The following is a 16,365-nucleotide window of genomic DNA, read 5'->3' as shown; positions in this document are numbered from 1 at the left end:
TCGAGGACAGCGCCATGCCAACAACAATTACCGGCCTGCAGATCGAAGACATCCGCTTCCCCACCAGCCAGGCGCTGGATGGCTCCGATGCCATGAACCCCGATCCGGACTACTCCGCCGCCTACGTCATCCTGCAGACCGACCAGCCGGGACTGGAAGGCCACGGTCTCACCTTCACCATCGGCCGCGGCAACGAGATCTGCTGCGCCGCCCTGCGCGCCCTGGAGCCGCGGGTGCGCGGCCTGACCCTGGAGTGGATCCAGGAAGATCCGGGCCGCTTCTGGCGCCATATCACCGGCGACAGCCAGCTGCGCTGGATCGGCCCGGACAAGGGTGCCATCCACCTGGCCACCGGCGCGGTGGTCAACGCCGCCTGGGACCTCTGGGCGCGCGCCGTGGGCAAGCCGGTCTGGCGCCTGGTAGCGGAGATGAGCCCCGAGGAGCTGGTGCGCTGCATCGACTTCCGCTATCTCACCGACTGCATCACTCCCGAAGAGGCCCTGGCCCTGCTGCGCCAGCGCGCCGAGGGCAAGGCCGAGCGGCTGCAGCGCCTCGAAGCCGAGGGCTATCCCTGCTACACCACCTCGGCCGGCTGGCTCGGCTATCCCGACGACAAGCTGCGCCGCCTCTGCCAGGAGGCCATCGACGCCGGCTTCTCCCACATCAAGCTCAAGGTCGGTCGCGACCTCGCCGACGACATCCGCCGGGTGCGCATCGCCCGCGAGGTGATCGGCCCCGAGCGCCACCTGATGATCGACGCCAACCAGGTGTGGGAAGTCGGCGAGGCCATCGACTGGGTGCGCGAACTGGCGTTCGCCAAGCCCTGGTTCATCGAGGAGCCCACCAGCCCCGACGACGTGGAAGGCCATCGCGCCATCCGCGAGGCGGTGGCGCCGGTCAAGGTGGCCACCGGCGAGATGTGCCAGAACCGCATCCTCTTCAAGCAATTCATCATGCGCGGCGGTCTGGACGTGGTGCAGCTCGACGCCTGCCGCCTGGGCGGCCTTAACGAGGTGCTGGCGGTACAGCTGATGGCCGCCAAGTACGACCTGCCGGTCTGTCCCCATGCCGGCGGCGTGGGCCTCTGCGAATACGTGCAGCACCTGGCGATGATCGACTACCTCTGCGTCGCCGGCACCCATGAGGGCCGGGTGGTGGAATACGTCGACCACCTCCACGAACACTTCGAGGACCCCTGCCGGGTGCGCGGCGCCGCCTACCTGGCACCCCAGGCGCCGGGGTTCTCCATCGCCATCAAGGCCGCCTCCCGGGCGCGATATCGCCATGCCGGGGAGCAGCCGTCATGAGCCCGCGCCTGGATGCCCACCAGCATTTCTGGCGTTATCGGCCGGCCGAATTCGCCTGGATCGACGGGCGCATGGCCGGCCTGCAAAGGGACCACCTGCCCGCCGATCTGCAACCGCACCTGCAGCGCGCCGGTTTCGACGGCTGCGTCGCCGTCCAGGCGCGCACCCTGGAAGAAGAGACGGACTTTCTGCTCGACCTCGCCGCCCGGACGCCCTGGGTGCAGGCGGTGGTCGGCTGGACCGATCTGCGCGCCGCCGACCTGGTGGCGCGCCTGGAACGTCGCCAGGGCAGTCGTCACCTGCGCGGTTTTCGCCATCCGGTGCAGGACGAGGCCGATCCCGGCGCCTGGCTGGCCGATGCCGCCGCCAACCAGGGCGTCGCCACCCTGCAGCGGCATGGCTATCTCTATGAACTGCTGATCCACGCCGAGACCCTGCCCGCCGCCACCGCCTTCGCCGCGCGCCACGACCATGGCGTGCTGGTGCTGGACCACCTGGGCAAGCCGCCGGGCCGGGTGGCGCCTGCCGATTACGCCCGCCTGCTGGCGCCCCTGGCGCGGCTGCCCCATGTGCACTGCAAGCTGTCCGGGCTGGTCACCGAGGCCGACTGGCACGGCTGGCAGGCGGAGCAGTTGCTGCCCTATGCGCGCATCGCCCTGGAGGCCTTCGGGCCGGAGCGGCTGCTGTTCGGCTCCGACTGGCCGGTCTGCACCCTGGCCGCCAGTTACGCCGAGGTGGTCGACCTGGCCGAACAGGCGCTGCTGGATCTCACGCCCAGTGAGCGCGAAGCGGTCTTTGGCGGCAACGCGGCCCGCCTCTATGGCCTCGGCACCCAGCCCCGGGAGAAGGTGGCATGAATCTGCAGCTGACCGACAAGGTGTTCCTGGTCAGCGGCGGCGGCTCCGGCATCGGCGCCGCCATCTCCCTGGCCCTGGCCGCCGAAGGCGCCATCCCGGTGATCCTCGCCCGCGAGCCGCTGGCGGCCGACTTCGCCGCGCAACTGGCCGAATGTCAGCCCAGGGCGCGGGCCGTCACCGTGGAGCTGTGCGACGAAGCCGCCTGCGAGCGAACCGTGGCCGCGGTGCAGGATGCCTATGGGCGCATCGATGGCTTGGTCAACAACGCCGGGGTCAACGATGGCGTGAGTCTCAGCGCCGGTCGCGCCGCCTTCGTCGCCTCCCTGGAACGCAACCTGGTGCACTACTACCATCTGGCGCACCTCTGCCTGCCGGCGCTGCGCGCCAGCACCGGCGCCATCGTCAACATCGCCTCCAAGACCGCCCTTTCCGGCCAGGGCGACACCAGCGGCTACACCGCGGCCAAGGGCGGCGTGCTGGCGCTGACCCGGGAATGGGCTGCCTCGCTGCTGGACGACGGCATCCGCGTCAACGCGGTGATCCCCGCCGAGGTGATGACCCCGCTCTACGAACGCTGGCTGCAGGGCTTTCCCGACCCCGCCGCCAAGCTTGCCGCCATCACCGCGCGCATTCCCCTCGGCCGCCGCATGACCACCCCGGAGGAGATCGCCGACACCGTGGCCTTTCTGCTGTCGCCACGCTCCAGCCATACCACCGGCCAGTGGCTAAGCGTGGACGGCGGCTACCTGCATCTGGATCGGGCGTTGACGTGAAGACATGGCCGTAGGTTGGCGCTGAGCGCAGCGAAGCCCAACAAGGGGCAGGCGCCCTCACCCCAACCCTCTCCCAGAGGGAGAGGGGGCGGTTCAGCGGATCGTGTTCAGGTTCGGCGTTAGCCGAGATCATCGGCGCGTGAAGAAGCCGCGCGCTCGACGTAGGTTGGCGCTGAGCACAGCGAAGCCCAACGAAGAGGACCACGGCAAGGCACCTGTAGCGTGGACAACGGCGCAGCCTTGTCCACCCGCCGGGCACCGAAACCGCCGCTAAGGTGCAGGCCTGCTGCCGTGACCACCCTCACCCCAACCCTCTCCCGGAGGAGAGGGGGTGGCATCGGTGTCAGTGGCAGGATCATCCGTACGTGGAAAACGCTGCACGGTTTTCCACGCTACCCATCCACTGGAGGTTGGCGCTGAGCACAGCGAAGCCCAACGAAGAGGACCGCAGCGAGGCACCTGTAGCGTGGACAACGGCGCAGCCTTGTCCACCCGCCGGGCACCCAACTCGCTAACGCTTCGGACTCAAGGGACTGTCGTCCTGGTCTTCGCGCTCCTCGGTGGTGGTGGTGTTCGCCGAATCCGGCACGTCGCCGTATTCGTCGTAGTCGTGGGGGGTCTGCTGGTCGTCCGCGGGTTCGGGATTCATGAGGTACTCCAATAAAAGAAGTGCCCTCGGTGGAGTCCACCAGCCCTGGTGGCGTTCCCGCTAGACCAGCGCCACCAGACGTTCGGCCACCCGGTCGAAGGGGTCGATGCTGCGCTGGGCCCGGCACAGCGGGATCACTCCCTGCACCGCCGCCACCAGCAGCGTGGCCAGCCCCGTGGCCGCTTGCTCTGTATGGCCGTGCTCGACCAGCGCCACCTGCAAGCGCGCCTCCCAGCGGCGATAGATGCCCGCCGCCGCATCCAGTTCGCGCTGGGCGATCTCGTCCACCGGTTCTTCCACCGCCACCGCCATCACCGGGCAGCCGACGCGAAAATCCGAGTCCAGCAGGATGTCGCGCCAGAGCCGTAAAAAGCTCTGGATCCCCGCCAACGCCCCGGCCTGCAGCTGCCGCTCCAGATCGCGACTGACCTGGGCGCCGGCCAGCTCCACCGCTTCCACCACCAGCTGGTGCTTGCCGCCGGGAAAGTGATGATAGGTGGACCCCAGCGGCGCCTCGGCGCGCTTGATGGTCTCGCGGATGCTGGTGGCATTGAGGCCGTGCTGCGCCAGCATGGCCGACGCCGCCACCACTACCCGTTCCCGTACCGTCGACTGCTCGGTCATCCATTCTCCTTGCTATGACAGTCGTCATAACCTACCGTCCAGCCATTATAACAACTGTCATAGGGACCACCCCATGCCCAGCGACGCCCTCGTCGAGGATTTGATCACCGCGGACGGTTATCGCCTCAGCACCAGTCGCTATCCCGCCCTGGGGCCGCTGCAGGGACGGCTGATCGTCGCCGGCGCCACCGCCGTGCCCCAGGGCTTCTATCGGCGTTTCGCCCAGCACGCCGCGGCCCGCGGTTTCGAGACCCTGACCCTGGACTATCGCGGTGTCGGCCGTTCGGCGCCGGCCTCGCTCAAGGGCTTTCGCATGGACCTGCTGGACTGGGCGCGCCAGGACCTCGCCGCCGCGGTGGACGCCATGGCCCAGGGCGACGTCCCCCTCTACCTGGTCGGCCACTCCTATGGCGGCCATGCCTTCGGCCTCCTGCCCAACCACGCCAAGGTCGCCGGCTTCTATGTCTTCGGCACCAGCGCCGGCTGGTACGGCTACATGCCGCCGCTGGAAAGACTCAAGGTGCTGACCATGTGGAAACTGGTGCTGCCGGTGCTGACCTGGTGGAAGGGCTATTGCCCCTGGAGCGCCCTGGGCCTGGGCGAAGACCTGCCCCGCGACGTCTATCGCCAGTGGCGTCACTGGTGCAGCTATCCCCACTACTTCTTCGACGACCCGGCCATGCAGGGCATCGAAGCCGGCTACGCGGCGGTGCGCACCCCCATCGTCGCGGTCAATGCCCTGGACGATCTCTGGGCCACCCCGCGCTCGCGCGACGCCTTCATGCAGGCCTATCGCAACGTCGACCTGCAGCGCGAAGACCTTGACCCCCGCCAGCACGGCGGCGCCATCGGCCACATGGGTTATTTCCGCGCCAGCGCCGAGCCACTCTGGGACCGCGCCCTGGACTGGTTCGCCGCCCTGCCCCGGGCACCGGGCGTGAACTGAGCCCCGAACAGGCCGCCCCAGGGCGTGCCTGTCGCTTTTCCAAAAGCTCTCCGTCGTTTCCGGACAGTCATCCCGCTGCCCCAGGTCCCATTGTGGCGGCACGAATAACAAGGAGAAACACCCGTGCTGATCGGCATCCCGATGGAAACCGGTGCGGGGGAAACGCGCGTGGCCGCGACCCCCGAAACCCTCAAGAAACTGATCGGCCAGGGCCACCAGGTGGTGGTGCAACGGGGTGCTGGCGAGCGCGCCAGCGTGCCCGACGCGGCCTATGCCGCCAGCGGTGCCCAGCTCGGCGATGCCGCCGCGGCGCTGGGCGCCGACCTGGTGCTCAAGGTGGCGGCGCCCGATGCCGCCGAGCTGGCGCTGATGAAGCCCGGCGCCGTGCTGATCGGCATGCTCAACCCCTTCGCCCAGGAGACCCTGGACCAGCTCAACGGCCGCGGCCTCACCGCCTTCGCCCTGGAAGCGGCGCCGCGCACCTCCCGCGCCCAGAGCCTGGACGTGCTCTCCTCCCAGGCCAACATCGCCGGCTACAAGGCGGTGATGCTGGCCGCCGACCACTATCCGCGCTTCATGCCCATGCTGATGACCGCCGCCGGCACGGTGAAGGCCGCGCGGGTGCTGATCCTTGGCGCCGGGGTGGCCGGCCTGCAGGCCATCGCCACCGCCAAGCGCCTCGGCGCGGTGATCGAGGCCTCGGACGTGCGTCCGGCGGTCAAGGAGCAGATCGAGTCCCTCGGCGCCAAGTTCGTCGACGTGCCCTTCGAGACCGAGGAAGAACGCCAGTGCGCCGAAGGCGTCGGCGGCTATGCGCGGCCCATGCCGGCCACCTGGATGGAGCGCCAGGCCAAGGCCGTGCACGAGCGCGCCAGGCAGGCCGACATCGTCATCACCACCGCGCTGATCCCCGGTCGCCGCGCCCCCACCCTGCTGCACGAAGCCACCGTGGCCGAGATGAAGCCTGGCTCGGTGGTCGTCGACCTGGCCGCCAGCCAGGGCGGCAACTGCCCGCTGACCGAGCTGGACCAGGTGGTGGTCAGGCACGGCGTCACCCTGGTCGGCTACGGCAACCTGGCGGCGCGCGTCCCGGCGGACGCCTCGGCGCTCTATGCCCGCAACCTGCTGGACTTTCTCAAGCTGGTGCTCAAGGACGGGGCCTTCCACCTCGACCTGGCCGACGACATCGTCGCCGCCTGCCTGATGTGCCACGGCGGCGAATTGCGCCGCAAGAACGCCTGAGCGCCCGCTCTCCGCCCCTCACAAGGACTGCCCCTATGGACCTGATTTCCGACGGCCTCTACAACCTGATCATCTTCGTGCTGGCCATCTATGTCGGCTACCACGTGGTCTGGAACGTCACCCCCGCGCTGCACACCCCGCTGATGGCGGTGACCAACGCCATCTCCGCCATCGTCATCGTCGGCGCCATGCTCGCCGCGGCCCTCACCGTCACCCCGCTGGGCAAGACCATGGGCACCCTGGCCGTGGCCCTGGCGGCGGTCAACGTCTTCGGCGGCTTCCTAGTCACCCGCCGCATGCTGGAGATGTTCAAGAAGAAGGCCCCCAAGGCCCCGGCGGAGCAGCGCTGACATGAGCATGAACCTCATCACCCTGCTCTACCTCGTCGCCTCGGTGTGCTTCATCCAGGCGCTCAAGGGCCTTTCCCACCCCACCACCTCGCGCCGCGGCAACGCCTTCGGCATGGCCGGCATGACCCTCGCCGTGCTCACCACCCTGGCGCTGATCCACAAGCTCGGCAGCGAGCTGGCAGTACAGGGCATCGGCTACGTCATCGTCGGCCTGCTGGTGGGCGGCAGCGCCGGCGCCTACATGGCCAAGCGCGTGGAAATGACCAAGATGCCCGAGCTGGTCGCCTTCATGCACAGCATGATCGGCCTGGCCGCGGTGTTCATCGCCATCGCCGCGGTGGTCGAGCCGCAGTCCCTGGGCATCGTCGCCACCTTCGGCCAAGCGATCCCCAGCGGCAACCGCCTGGAGCTGTTCCTCGGCGCGGCCATCGGCGCCATCACCTTCTCCGGTTCGGTGATCGCCTTCGGCAAGCTCTCCGGCAAATACAAGTTCCGCCTGTTCCAGGGCGCCCCGGTGCGCTTCGCCGGCCAGCACCCGCTCAACCTGGTGATCGGCCTGGCCATCCTTGCCCTGGGCCTGGTCTTCACCTTCAGCGGCAACCTTGGCGCCTTCGCCGTGCTGGTGGCCCTGGCCTTCATCATCGGCGTGCTGATCATCATCCCCATCGGCGGCGCCGACATGCCGGTGGTGGTCTCCATGCTCAACAGCTACTCCGGCTGGGCCGCCGCCGGCATCGGCTTCTCGCTCAACAACTCCATGCTGATCATCGCCGGCTCGCTGGTGGGATCGAGCGGCGCCATCCTCTCCTACATCATGTGCAAGGCGATGAACCGCTCCTTCTTCAACGTCATCCTCGGCGGCTTCGGCGGCGCGACGGAAGCCGCGGCCAGCAATGGCAGCGGCGAGCAGCGCCCGGTCAAAGCCGGCTCGGCGGACGACGCCGCCTTCCTGCTCGGCAACGCCGACAGCGTCATCATCGTCCCCGGCTACGGCCTGGCCGTCGCCCGCGCCCAGCACGCGCTCAAGGAGCTGACCGAAAAGCTGGTCCATAACGGCGTGACGGTGAAATACGCCATCCACCCGGTGGCCGGCCGCATGCCCGGCCATATGAACGTGCTGCTGGCCGAGGCCGAGGTGCCCTACGACCAAGTGTTCGAGATGGACGACATCAACTCCGAATTCGGCCAGGCCGACGTGGTGCTGGTGCTCGGCGCCAACGACGTGGTCAACCCGGCCGCCAAGAACGACCCCACCTCCCCCATCGCCGGCATGCCCATCCTCGAAGCCTTCAAGGCCAAGACGATCATCGTCAACAAGAGGTCCATGGCCAGCGGCTACGCGGGCCTGGACAACGAACTCTTCTACCTGGACAAGACCCTGATGGTCTTTGGCGATGCCAAGAAGGTCATCGAGGAGATGGTCAAGGCGGTGGATTAAGCCGTGGCTCCTCGCGACCGCCTGAGTGGTCGCGAGGAGCTGTTCGTTGGCACCCCATAAGACATACGTTTCTCTCTCGAAGTCTTTAGGCTTACGCACTCAACGCAAGGCTATTCAAGCAAGGATCAGCATCGCTCCTTCGACCGATTGCGCCTTCAGCCTTACTAATCAGATTATTTCTCAGCGCCTCACCTATCCCCTACCCCCCAATCGAACGCTCACGCTCCGGGCTCTCCCAGCCCTCACAAGGACCGTCCCCATGCCAACCTCCCGCTCCCTCCTGGTCGCGTTGCTGCTAGCCAACACCGGTGCCGCCTGGGCCGCGTCCAATACGGCCAACGTCCAGCAGAACGGCGGCTTCAACGTGGTGAACCTGAACCAGGGCAGCGAGCTGTCGGCGCGCAACCAGGCGGATATCCAGCAGCGCGGCAGTTTTCTCAATGCCCAGGTCACCCAGCAGAACGATGCCGATGACCGCGTGCGGGTGCTGCAGACCAATGGCAAGAGCGCTGTCGAGATCAACCAGGCGTGGGGCTCGCAGCGCCTGGTGGATATCGAGCAGCGCGATGGCGGCTATGACCGGGTGCAGGTCGATCAGGGGCCGGGCAGTGGTAACGAGACGGTGGTGCGGCAGAGTGGTTTGCGGCAGGACACCTCTGTCCATCAGGACGGCGGCTATCACCGCATAGATATCGAGCAGGACAGCTACGCCGCAGGCCAGAACACCCTGACGGTGCGGCAGGATGGCCTCGACGGCAAGCTCGACCTGGCGCAGCATGGTGACCGCCAGGACCTGCAGGTGACCAGTTTCGGCCTGCGCAACGGGGTCTGGGTGAGCCAGAACGGCGAGGACTCCAAAACGCTCATCGAGCAGCGCGGCAATGACAACTATGTCGGCCTCAAGCAGGCCGGCGAGCGGGTGGATTCCAAGGTGGTGCAGGAAGGCAACGGCAACGATGCCCGGGTCCGGCACTCCAGCGGCTACTCGCGCCCCAGCAGCGTCGACATCGCCCAGCGCGGCGATCTCAACCGCGCCGATGTCAATGTCTATGGCGTGGGCAGCACCCTGACCCTGGCGCAGACCGGTAACGGCAATGGCGCCTCTGCCACCGTCTCGGGCGAGGGCAATCAGCTGGACCTCGCGTCCACTGGCGACGGCAATGGCATCAATGCCTATTACCTCGGCAACGACGGCCAACTGAAGGTGGATCAGCAGGGCAACGGCCTTGGGGTAACGGCCTACGTCACCGGCGACGCCTCCCGCATCACCGCCAGCCAGAGCGGCTTCCAGCACACCGCCGACCTGACCCAGAACACCGCCGGCAATGCCATCAACATCACCCAGAGCGGCTTTTCCAACCACGCCGTCATCAGCCAGTAGTCAGAGATCAGCGGGGCCAGCCCCCGCGCGCTCCGGCGGCGGCTGAGGTTGCTGCCGCCCCGCTCGCTCAATCTTTGCCCCAGGCGGCCGCTACCCTTGAGATGTACCTTTCAAGGAGTCCGCGATGTCCAGCACGCTGTCGGTGAATGGCATTGGCCACGGCATCTTGCGCGCGCCCACGCTCAGGCTGGGTGGCGCGACTGCCAAGCCCACCGCCGAGGACGAGGCGGCCAAGGTGGAGCAAGCCAAGAAGTCCAAGGGCATCGGCAAGCCCAATCCGCTGAACCAGATCAAGGACCAGGCCGAAGCCGACGCCGCCCCTGCCAGCGAGAAAGGCAGCACCGGCAACAAGACCCTGGATAGCCTGCAGAAAGCCATCGACATGGCCAAGCGGCAACTGGAGCTGGCGCAGAAGCAGTTGCGCGCGGTGGAGGCCCGGAGCAAGGGCGAAGGCAAGGCTGACGAGGCCAGCCAGGCCGCGCGCGAGGCCGCCCAGGCCAATGTCGCTGCCGCCAGCGAGGCCCTGACGACCGCCTATGCTGCCTACACCGAAGCCCTGAAGAAGGCCGGCGAAACCACCAGCGGGGTCAGCGCCCGGGCGTGATGCTGGTCCCCTGACCGAACCACCTGGGCTACCCTCGGAGGCTAGTCACGATCTGGAGGGCGCACTCGCATGGCAGCCAAACTCAAGGACAAGACCGCGCTGGTCACTGGCGCGGCCCAGGGCATAGGCGCCGCCATCGCCCGGGCCTTCGCGGCGGAAGGCGCCTTCGTCTATATCACCGACCTCAACGCTGACCTTGGCCGCGCCGTCGCCGCCGAGCTGGGGGACGGTGCCTGCTACCTGCCCCTGGACGTGCGCCTGGAAGCCGACTGGCAGCAGATCACGCGGCAGATCCTCGATGAGCGCGGCCGGCTGGATGTGCTGGTGAACAACGCGGGGATCACCGGCTTCGAACAGGGCATGGTGGCCCACGACCCGGAACACGCCAGTCTCGAAGACTGGCATGCGGTGCATCGCACCAATCTCGATGGCGTCTTTCTCGGCTGCAAATACGGCATCCGTGCCATGCGGCAGGCAGGCGCCGGGTCCATCATCAATATTTCGTCGCGCTCCGGGCTGGTAGGCATCCCCGGCGCGGCGGCCTATGCCTCGTCCAAGGCGGCCGTGCGCAATCACAGCAAGACGGTAGCGCTCTATTGCGCGGAGCAGGGCCTGGCTATCCGCTGCAATTCCATCCATCCCGCCGCCATCCTCACGCCCATGTGGGAGCCCATGCTGGGCGATGGCCCGGACCGCGCGGCGCGCATGGCGGCGCTGGTGCGAGACACGCCGCTGCGGCGCTTTGGCCGCCCCGAGGAGGTGGCGGCCGTCGCGCTGCTGCTGGCGTCGGACGAAGCCGCCTACATGACCGGCAGCGAGCTGAATCTGGACGGCGGCCTGCTGGCCGGTTCGGCGGTGACGCCCGCGACGGCGGAAGCGCCCTCGCCCACTCCTCCCTGACCTTGACGCTCAGCCGCCATTGGGCGCCAGGCTGTCCGGCCAGGTCCTCGCGGCGGCGGCCAGAGGTCCGTACTGGCGATGTCGATATCCATCGCCAGCAGTCCGCCGTGGCCATCCGTGAGCAGCCACCTGCGGCAGGCCCTAGGCCGGCTGCCAGGTAGAAGGATCGCGCAGGTCGCTAGCTATCCGGATAGATGTCTGCCGCGGTGATGTCCGGGAGGCTGCCGCCGGCGCGCAATTCGTTGATGGCGTCGCGGATCACCTCGTAGAGCAGCGCCGTGTTGCGCACCAGGGCTTGGTTGAGGGTACGCGACACCCGCGCCGGCCGGGCGGGGTCGATGAGGGTGATCAGCAGGTTGTCACCCTGGGATTGGATTTCGTGCTTGATGGGAGGGTCCAGCGCCGCCAGTTGACTACGAAGAGCTTGCATAGAGCCAAGGGTTCTCCAGGTGGTATTGCTCCTTACGACTCGACCGCTGGCGCCCGTGTTCCAGCGCTTCGCTCGCCAACGTCGGTCAGGGCTGACGGGAGCCCTTACCCGCCCCGCCCTGCACAGCGCCGTTTCACAACGGGCGCGCACCTGACCCTCAGCGCACCGACTCAGCGGCGGAGACGAGAGAGTGCCTGGCTGCGGCGGGACGACTGCCGCGGTGGCCGGGCGACTGAGTTGTCAGCGGCGCCGTTAGGACTTATACCTTTCGATTCATCATTATTTTAATAAGAAACGGAAAGGCCTCAATGAACAGCATTCGCACCGTGCGACGCGCCACGGCCACCCTGTACTCGGCCATGACCTTCCTGCTGCTGCTGACCACCCTGGGCGTCAAGGCGGACGAGCCACCCAAGCCGGTCGAAGGCGACTTCGTGGTGCCGCGCTTCACCTTCCATACCGGTCAAACCCTCGACGACTTCCGCCTGCACTACCTGACGCTGGGCAAGCGCGGCAATCCCGTGGTCCTGGTGCTGCACGGCACCGGCCAGCAGGCGGCGGCGATGCTGAGCAAGGATGTCGGCGGTCAGTTGTTCGGTCCGGGCCAGCCGCTGGATGCGAGCAAGTTTTTTATCGTGATTCCGGATGCGATCGGCACCGGTAGCTCGACCAAGCCGTCGGATGGCCTGCGCGCCGCCTTTCCCCATTACAACTATGCCGACATGGTGCAGGCGCACTACCTGCTGCTGACCCAGGGGCTGGGGATAGAGCACCTGCGGCTGATCATCGGCAATTCGATGGGGGGCATGCAGACCTGGCTGTGGGGCGGCCTGCACCCCGGCTTCGCCGATGGCCTGGTGCCCATGGCGGCGCAGCCGACGGAGATGGCCGGCCGCAACTGGATCATGAGGCGCATGCTGGTGGAGTCCATCAGGCAGGACCCGGCCTGGAACCAGGGCAATTACCAGTCCCAGCCGCCGTCCCTGCGCCTGGCCAAGACGATGTTCGAATTCGCCACCAGTGGCGGCACCCTGAACTACCAGGAGATCGCCGGCACCCATGCCCAGGCGGATGCGCTGGTCGACAAGCGCCTGGCGGCCTCGGTGGCCGTCGACGCCAATGACTTCATCTACCAGTGGGAGTCCTCGGCCGACTACAACGCCGAGCCGGGGCTGGCCAAGATCAAGGTGCCGGTGCTGGCCATCAACGCCGCGGATGACGAGCGCAATCCACCGGAAACCGGCCTCATGCAGGCAGCGCTCAAGCAGGTGCCGAGTGCCCGCTATCTGCTGATTCCGGGCAGCGCCGACACGCGCGGGCACGGTACCACCGGGCTGGCCAGGCTCTATGCGGCGGAGCTGGCGCAATTCGTCGCTAAGCTGCCCAGCGTCCCTGCCGGGCGCTAGGCCCCTGGCCTAGAGCGGAGTCGTTTCTTCCTGGTAGATCCGCAGCCCGCGCGCCTGGTAGTTGGCCAGGGCGGCCGGGTGATCCAGGGTGCAGGTGTGTACCTAGACGCGCTCGGTGCCCACCCAGTCCCAGGCGCAGCGGAGGGCGTGGCTGAGCAGCGGACCGCCGAAGCCGAGCCCCATGAAGGCGCCGGCCAGGCCGAAGTAGCGGATCTCCACGTTGCGGCCATCCGGGCGGTACAGCTCGTAGTAACCGGCGATGGCACCGCGGTGATAGGCGACCCAGGTGCGGTGCCCCTCCTGCTCCACCAGTTCGCGCCACTGCGCCTCGCTCCAGCTGTCGAGATCGCTCCAGTCCCAGGCCTGGCCGACCAGGGCATAGAGAAAGCGGTTGAGTTCGGGTTGCGGCACCTCGCACTCGACGATCTGCAGGTCGGGCCGTGGCGGCTTCTCGCGCAACTCGGCCGAAGACGTCATTTCAAGGTAGAAGGTGGTGCAGGTCCGGTCCATCGCCAAGACTCCCTGGAAAAGGTCAGCGCCGATTGTGACCAGACCCGGGGGTGCGCTGCCAGTCTGATTGCGACCCTTGGCAAGACTGTTCGAGCGCGGCAGCGCGACCTTGCCCTGGGGGTCCGAGGTGGTATTGGATGAGCCAACCGAGCTGCCCGCTCCCTTTCGAGGATCACTGCCATGCCCCTCTCGTCGCGCCTGACGCCCCTGTCCGACCAGAACACCACGCCCGAGCAGCAGCGGGTGCTGGACGCCATCCAGAGCGGCCCGCGGGGCAATCTCGACGGTCCTTTCCTGGCCTGGGTGCACAGCCCGGCGCTGGCCGATCACGCCCAGCGGCTGGGCGCCTTCTGCCGCTATGGCACCCGGCTGGACCTGCGCCTCACGGAGCTGGCGATCCTCACCACCGCGGCCTGGTGGCGCTCCCAGGCGGAATGGCAGATCCATGAACCCATCGCCCGCCAGGCGGGCCTGGCGGAGGCCGTGATCGAGGCGCTCAGGCTAGGCGCCGTGCCAGCCTTCGAAACGCCCGCGGAGACCTGTGTCCATGCCATAGGCGTCGCGCTCTATGACACCCGGCGGATTCCCGAGGATCTCTATCGCCAGGGGGTGGCGCTGTTTGGTGAAGCGGGAATGGTCGAACTGGTGGGCGTCTATGGCTACTACAGCCTGGTCGCCATGACCCTCAATGCCTTCGCGGTGGATCGGGGCGGCGATACGCCCCGCCCCTTCGCCGAATGACGCCGACGCGGCCCTAGGCGGCCACCGCCGCAGCGCCGGCCCGACCGCGCCAGGCCAGGACCAGAGCCATCGCCAGGCCCAGGGCGGCCATGCCGGCGCCGGCCAGGGAGATCGCCGGATAGCCGAGACCGGCATCGATCACCGCGCCGCCCAGGGCCGCGCCGAGGGCATTGCCCAGGTTGAAGGCACCGATATTGACCGCCGAGGCCAGGTTGGGAGCGTCCTTGGCGGCTTCCATCACGCGCATCTGCAGCGGCGGCACCAGGGCGAAGCTGGCGATACCCCAGACGAGGATGGCCACGGCGGCCGCCAGCGGCCAGCGCATCAGCACGCTGAAGGCCAGCAGCACCACGATGAGCACGCCCAGGGAGGCGATCAGGGTGCGGTCGATGGATTTGTCCGCCGCCTTGCCACCCCAGAGATTGCCCAGGGTCAGGCCGACGCCGAACAGCACCAGCATGGCGGTGATGAAGGCGGTGGAGCCATGGGTCTCGCGGGCGAGGATGGGCGCGATATAGGTGAAGACGGTGAACATGGCGCCCGAGCCGACCACGGTCAGCCCCAGGGCGGCCAGCACCGGCGGGCGACCCAGCACGCGGATCTCGGCCAGCACCCCGTCGCTCGGTGGCAGGGCCACGTTGGGCAGGGCGAACCAGAGCGCGGCCATGGTCAGCAGGCCGAGACCGGCGATGCCCCAGAAGGCCTGGCGCCAACCGAGCAGTTCGCCGAACCAGGTGGCCAGGGGCACGCCGCCGATGGTGGCCAGGGTCAGGCCCATGAACATGGCGGCGACCGCCCCGGCGCGCTTGTCCGGGGCGACCACACTGGCTGCCACCAGGGCGCCGACGCCAAAGAAGGCGCCATGGTTGAGCGAGGTCACCACCCGGGCGATCAGCAGGCTGGTGTAGTCGGTGGCCAGCGCCGACATCAGGTTGCCCAGGGTGAAGATGGCCATCAGGCCGATCAGCAGATGACGGCGCGGAATGCGGCCGGTGGTCAGGGTCATCAGCGGCGCGCCGATCAGCACGCCCAGGGCATAGGCGCTGATCAGGAGGCCCGCCGCCGGGATGGAGACGCCAAGATCGGCGGCGATGCCGGGCAGCATGCCCATGGGCGCGAATTCGGTGACGCCAATGCCGAAGGCACCGGTGGCCAGGGCCAGCAGGGGTGGATTGATACGCATGGGAAGGACTCCTTATCTATGCCGTGAATGCTAAGCTCCTCTTTCGAACGCCGGTAGACGGCGGTTTTGGCATGCACCTTTGCCCTGGAGTCACAAGTGGATCTCAATGGTCGCTCGGGAGAGATGGCGGTGTTCGTCCAGGTGGTGGCGGCCGGCAGCCTGTCCGCTGCCGCCAGGGCCCTGCGCCTGACGCCTTCGGCGGTGAGTCGCTCCATCGCCCGCACCGAGCAGCGCCTCGGCACGCGGCTGCTGTTGCGCACCACCCGGGCCATTACCCTCACCGCCGAAGGCGCGGCCTATCTGCGCGCGGCGCGACGCATCCTGGCGGACCTGGCCGAGGTGGAAGACGCCATCGCCGACCAGGGCGTGCCCAGAGGACGGCTGAGGGTCAGCGCCGCCCTCGGCCATGGCCGCATGACCCTGGTGCCGCTGGTGGCGGCCTTCAGTGCGCGCTATCCGGATATCGTCGTGGACCTGGCGCTGGGCGACGAGGTGGTGGACATCCTCGCCGGCCAGGCCGACGTGGCGATCCGCTTCGGCCAGTTGGCCGACAGCCCCCTGAGCGCCCGTCCCATCGGCGTCACCGGGCAGGTAGTGGTGGCCTCGCCCGCCTATCTCGCCCGCCACGGCACGCCCCAGGTGCCGGAAGACCTGCTCGACCACAACTGCCTGAGATTCAACTTCCGCCGCGCCCTGCCCGACTGGCCCTTCGTCCGTGACGGCCAGGCCTTCGCCCTGAAGATCAGCGGCAACATCGAATGCAACAGTGGCGAGGCCCTGGCCCTGCTCGCCCGCGAAGGTGCCGGCATCGCCCGCATCGGGGAATTCAGCGTGGCCGAGGACCTGCGCAGCGGCGCCCTGGTGCCGCTGCTGGAGGCCTGGAACCCGGGCGATCTGGAGCCCATCCACGCGGTCTTCGTCGGCGGCTCGATCATGCCGGCGCGGGTCCGGGTGTTCGTGGATTTCCTGGTGGAGCGGCTGGGCAGCTGAAGGTGCGCGGCGCGCCCGGCCGGCCCACCTCGGG

The 16,365-nt window shown here is 68.0% G+C and carries 17 protein-coding genes and 1 pseudogene; 13 read left to right on the top strand and 5 right to left on the bottom strand.

The genetic code is table 11. The features are described 5' to 3' along the window. Positions 1-14 precede the first annotated feature (14 nt). From OMP44_RS13570 to OMP44_RS13560, 3 genes are read left to right on the top strand one after another with little or no spacing between them, the layout of a single operon-like run. Complete coding sequence (locus OMP44_RS13570) at positions 15-1,307, top strand: L-fuconate dehydratase (protein WP_187980304.1); 1,293 nt, start codon at positions 15-17, stop codon at positions 1,305-1,307. After that, complete coding sequence (locus OMP44_RS13565) at positions 1,304-2,164, top strand: amidohydrolase family protein (protein ID WP_280308868.1); 861 nt, start codon at positions 1,304-1,306, stop codon at positions 2,162-2,164. Before OMP44_RS13570 ends, OMP44_RS13565 begins: the two co-directional genes overlap by 4 nt. Continuing rightward, the gene (locus OMP44_RS13560; protein WP_133861382.1) at positions 2,161-2,937 is read left to right on the top strand and encodes an L-fucose dehydrogenase; all 777 of its coding nucleotides are present in this window, start codon (positions 2,161-2,163) and stop codon (positions 2,935-2,937) included. The genes OMP44_RS13565 and OMP44_RS13560 overlap by 4 nt, the downstream gene beginning before the upstream one ends. Positions 2,938-3,448: 511 nt before the next feature. Here OMP44_RS13560 and OMP44_RS13555 read toward each other — a convergent pair. Then, positions 3,449-3,586, bottom strand: coding sequence for a hypothetical protein (locus OMP44_RS13555; RefSeq protein WP_166655913.1), 138 nt, complete (start codon positions 3,584-3,586; stop codon positions 3,449-3,451). A 60-nt stretch (positions 3,587-3,646) separates the two neighbouring features. After that, positions 3,647-4,210 (bottom strand): TetR/AcrR family transcriptional regulator, encoded by a 564-nt coding sequence (locus tag OMP44_RS13550; RefSeq protein ID WP_280308863.1) that lies wholly within the window; start codon positions 4,208-4,210, stop codon positions 3,647-3,649. Positions 4,211-4,283: 73 nt separating this feature from the next. On the opposite strand from OMP44_RS13550, the gene OMP44_RS13545 reads away from it, so the two are divergent. From OMP44_RS13545 to OMP44_RS13515, 7 genes are all read left to right on the top strand, one after another. Beyond that, positions 4,284-5,156: an alpha/beta hydrolase family protein gene (locus OMP44_RS13545; RefSeq protein WP_133861384.1), complete on the top strand. Its 873-nt coding sequence runs from the start codon at positions 4,284-4,286 to the stop codon at positions 5,154-5,156. Positions 5,157-5,279: 123 nt separating this feature from the next. Next, positions 5,280-6,398 (top strand): Re/Si-specific NAD(P)(+) transhydrogenase subunit alpha, encoded by a 1,119-nt coding sequence (locus OMP44_RS13540; RefSeq protein WP_133861385.1) that lies wholly within the window; start codon positions 5,280-5,282, stop codon positions 6,396-6,398. 35 nt (positions 6,399-6,433) lie between these two features. After that, a complete protein-coding gene (locus tag OMP44_RS13535) occupies positions 6,434-6,748 on the top strand; it encodes an NAD(P) transhydrogenase subunit alpha part 2 (RefSeq protein WP_133861386.1) in 315 nt (104 codons plus the stop codon). 1 nt (position 6,749) lies between these two features. Then, on the top strand, positions 6,750-8,186 hold the full coding sequence (locus OMP44_RS13530) for an NAD(P)(+) transhydrogenase (Re/Si-specific) subunit beta (RefSeq protein ID WP_187980309.1): 1,437 nt from the start codon (positions 6,750-6,752) through the stop codon (positions 8,184-8,186). Between the two features lie 259 nt (positions 8,187-8,445). After that, a complete protein-coding gene (locus OMP44_RS13525) occupies positions 8,446-9,567 on the top strand; it encodes a hypothetical protein (protein ID WP_187980310.1) in 1,122 nt (373 codons plus the stop codon). Positions 9,568-9,691: 124 nt separating this feature from the next. Further along, on the top strand, positions 9,692-10,171 hold the full coding sequence (locus OMP44_RS13520) for a hypothetical protein (RefSeq protein ID WP_187980311.1): 480 nt from the start codon (positions 9,692-9,694) through the stop codon (positions 10,169-10,171). 69 nt (positions 10,172-10,240) lie between these two features. Then, a complete protein-coding gene (locus OMP44_RS13515) occupies positions 10,241-11,071 on the top strand; it encodes a glucose 1-dehydrogenase (protein ID WP_280308860.1) in 831 nt (276 codons plus the stop codon). A gap of 178 nt (positions 11,072-11,249) precedes the next feature. Here OMP44_RS13515 and OMP44_RS13510 read toward each other — a convergent pair whose 3' ends face one another. Beyond that, positions 11,250-11,501 (bottom strand): hypothetical protein, encoded by a 252-nt coding sequence (locus OMP44_RS13510; protein ID WP_133861391.1) that lies wholly within the window; start codon positions 11,499-11,501, stop codon positions 11,250-11,252. A 359-nt stretch (positions 11,502-11,860) separates the two neighbouring features. Between OMP44_RS13510 and OMP44_RS13505 the strand changes: the two genes are divergently transcribed. Further along, the gene (locus OMP44_RS13505; RefSeq protein ID WP_187981258.1) at positions 11,861-12,907 is read left to right on the top strand and encodes an alpha/beta fold hydrolase; all 1,047 of its coding nucleotides are present in this window, start codon (positions 11,861-11,863) and stop codon (positions 12,905-12,907) included. 9 nt (positions 12,908-12,916) lie between these two features. On the opposite strand, the pseudogene OMP44_RS13500 reads toward OMP44_RS13505, so the two are convergent. Further along, positions 12,917-13,417, bottom strand: a pseudogene (locus tag OMP44_RS13500) (GNAT family N-acetyltransferase). A gap of 180 nt (positions 13,418-13,597) precedes the next feature. Between OMP44_RS13500 and OMP44_RS13495 the strand changes: the two are divergent. After that, positions 13,598-14,158: a carboxymuconolactone decarboxylase family protein gene (locus tag OMP44_RS13495; RefSeq protein WP_280308857.1), complete on the top strand. Its 561-nt coding sequence runs from the start codon at positions 13,598-13,600 to the stop codon at positions 14,156-14,158. Between the two features lie 13 nt (positions 14,159-14,171). On the opposite strand, the gene OMP44_RS13490 is transcribed toward OMP44_RS13495, so the two are convergent. Then, positions 14,172-15,341 (bottom strand): MFS transporter, encoded by a 1,170-nt coding sequence (locus OMP44_RS13490; protein ID WP_273863026.1) that lies wholly within the window; start codon positions 15,339-15,341, stop codon positions 14,172-14,174. Between the two features lie 96 nt (positions 15,342-15,437). Here OMP44_RS13490 and OMP44_RS13485 point away from each other — a divergent pair, with 96 nt between their 5' ends. Beyond that, entirely contained in the window at positions 15,438-16,331 is an 894-nt protein-coding gene (locus OMP44_RS13485) for a LysR family transcriptional regulator (protein WP_280308854.1), read from the top strand. Positions 16,332-16,365: the final 34 nt, after the last annotated feature.

Source organism: Pseudomonas flavocrustae (assembly GCF_029872515.1).
Lineage (GTDB): Bacteria > Pseudomonadota > Gammaproteobacteria > Pseudomonadales > Pseudomonadaceae > Chryseomonas > Chryseomonas aestiva.
Note: the sequence above shows the minus strand (reverse complement) of the source record. Positions and strands in the feature narration are given on the sequence as shown.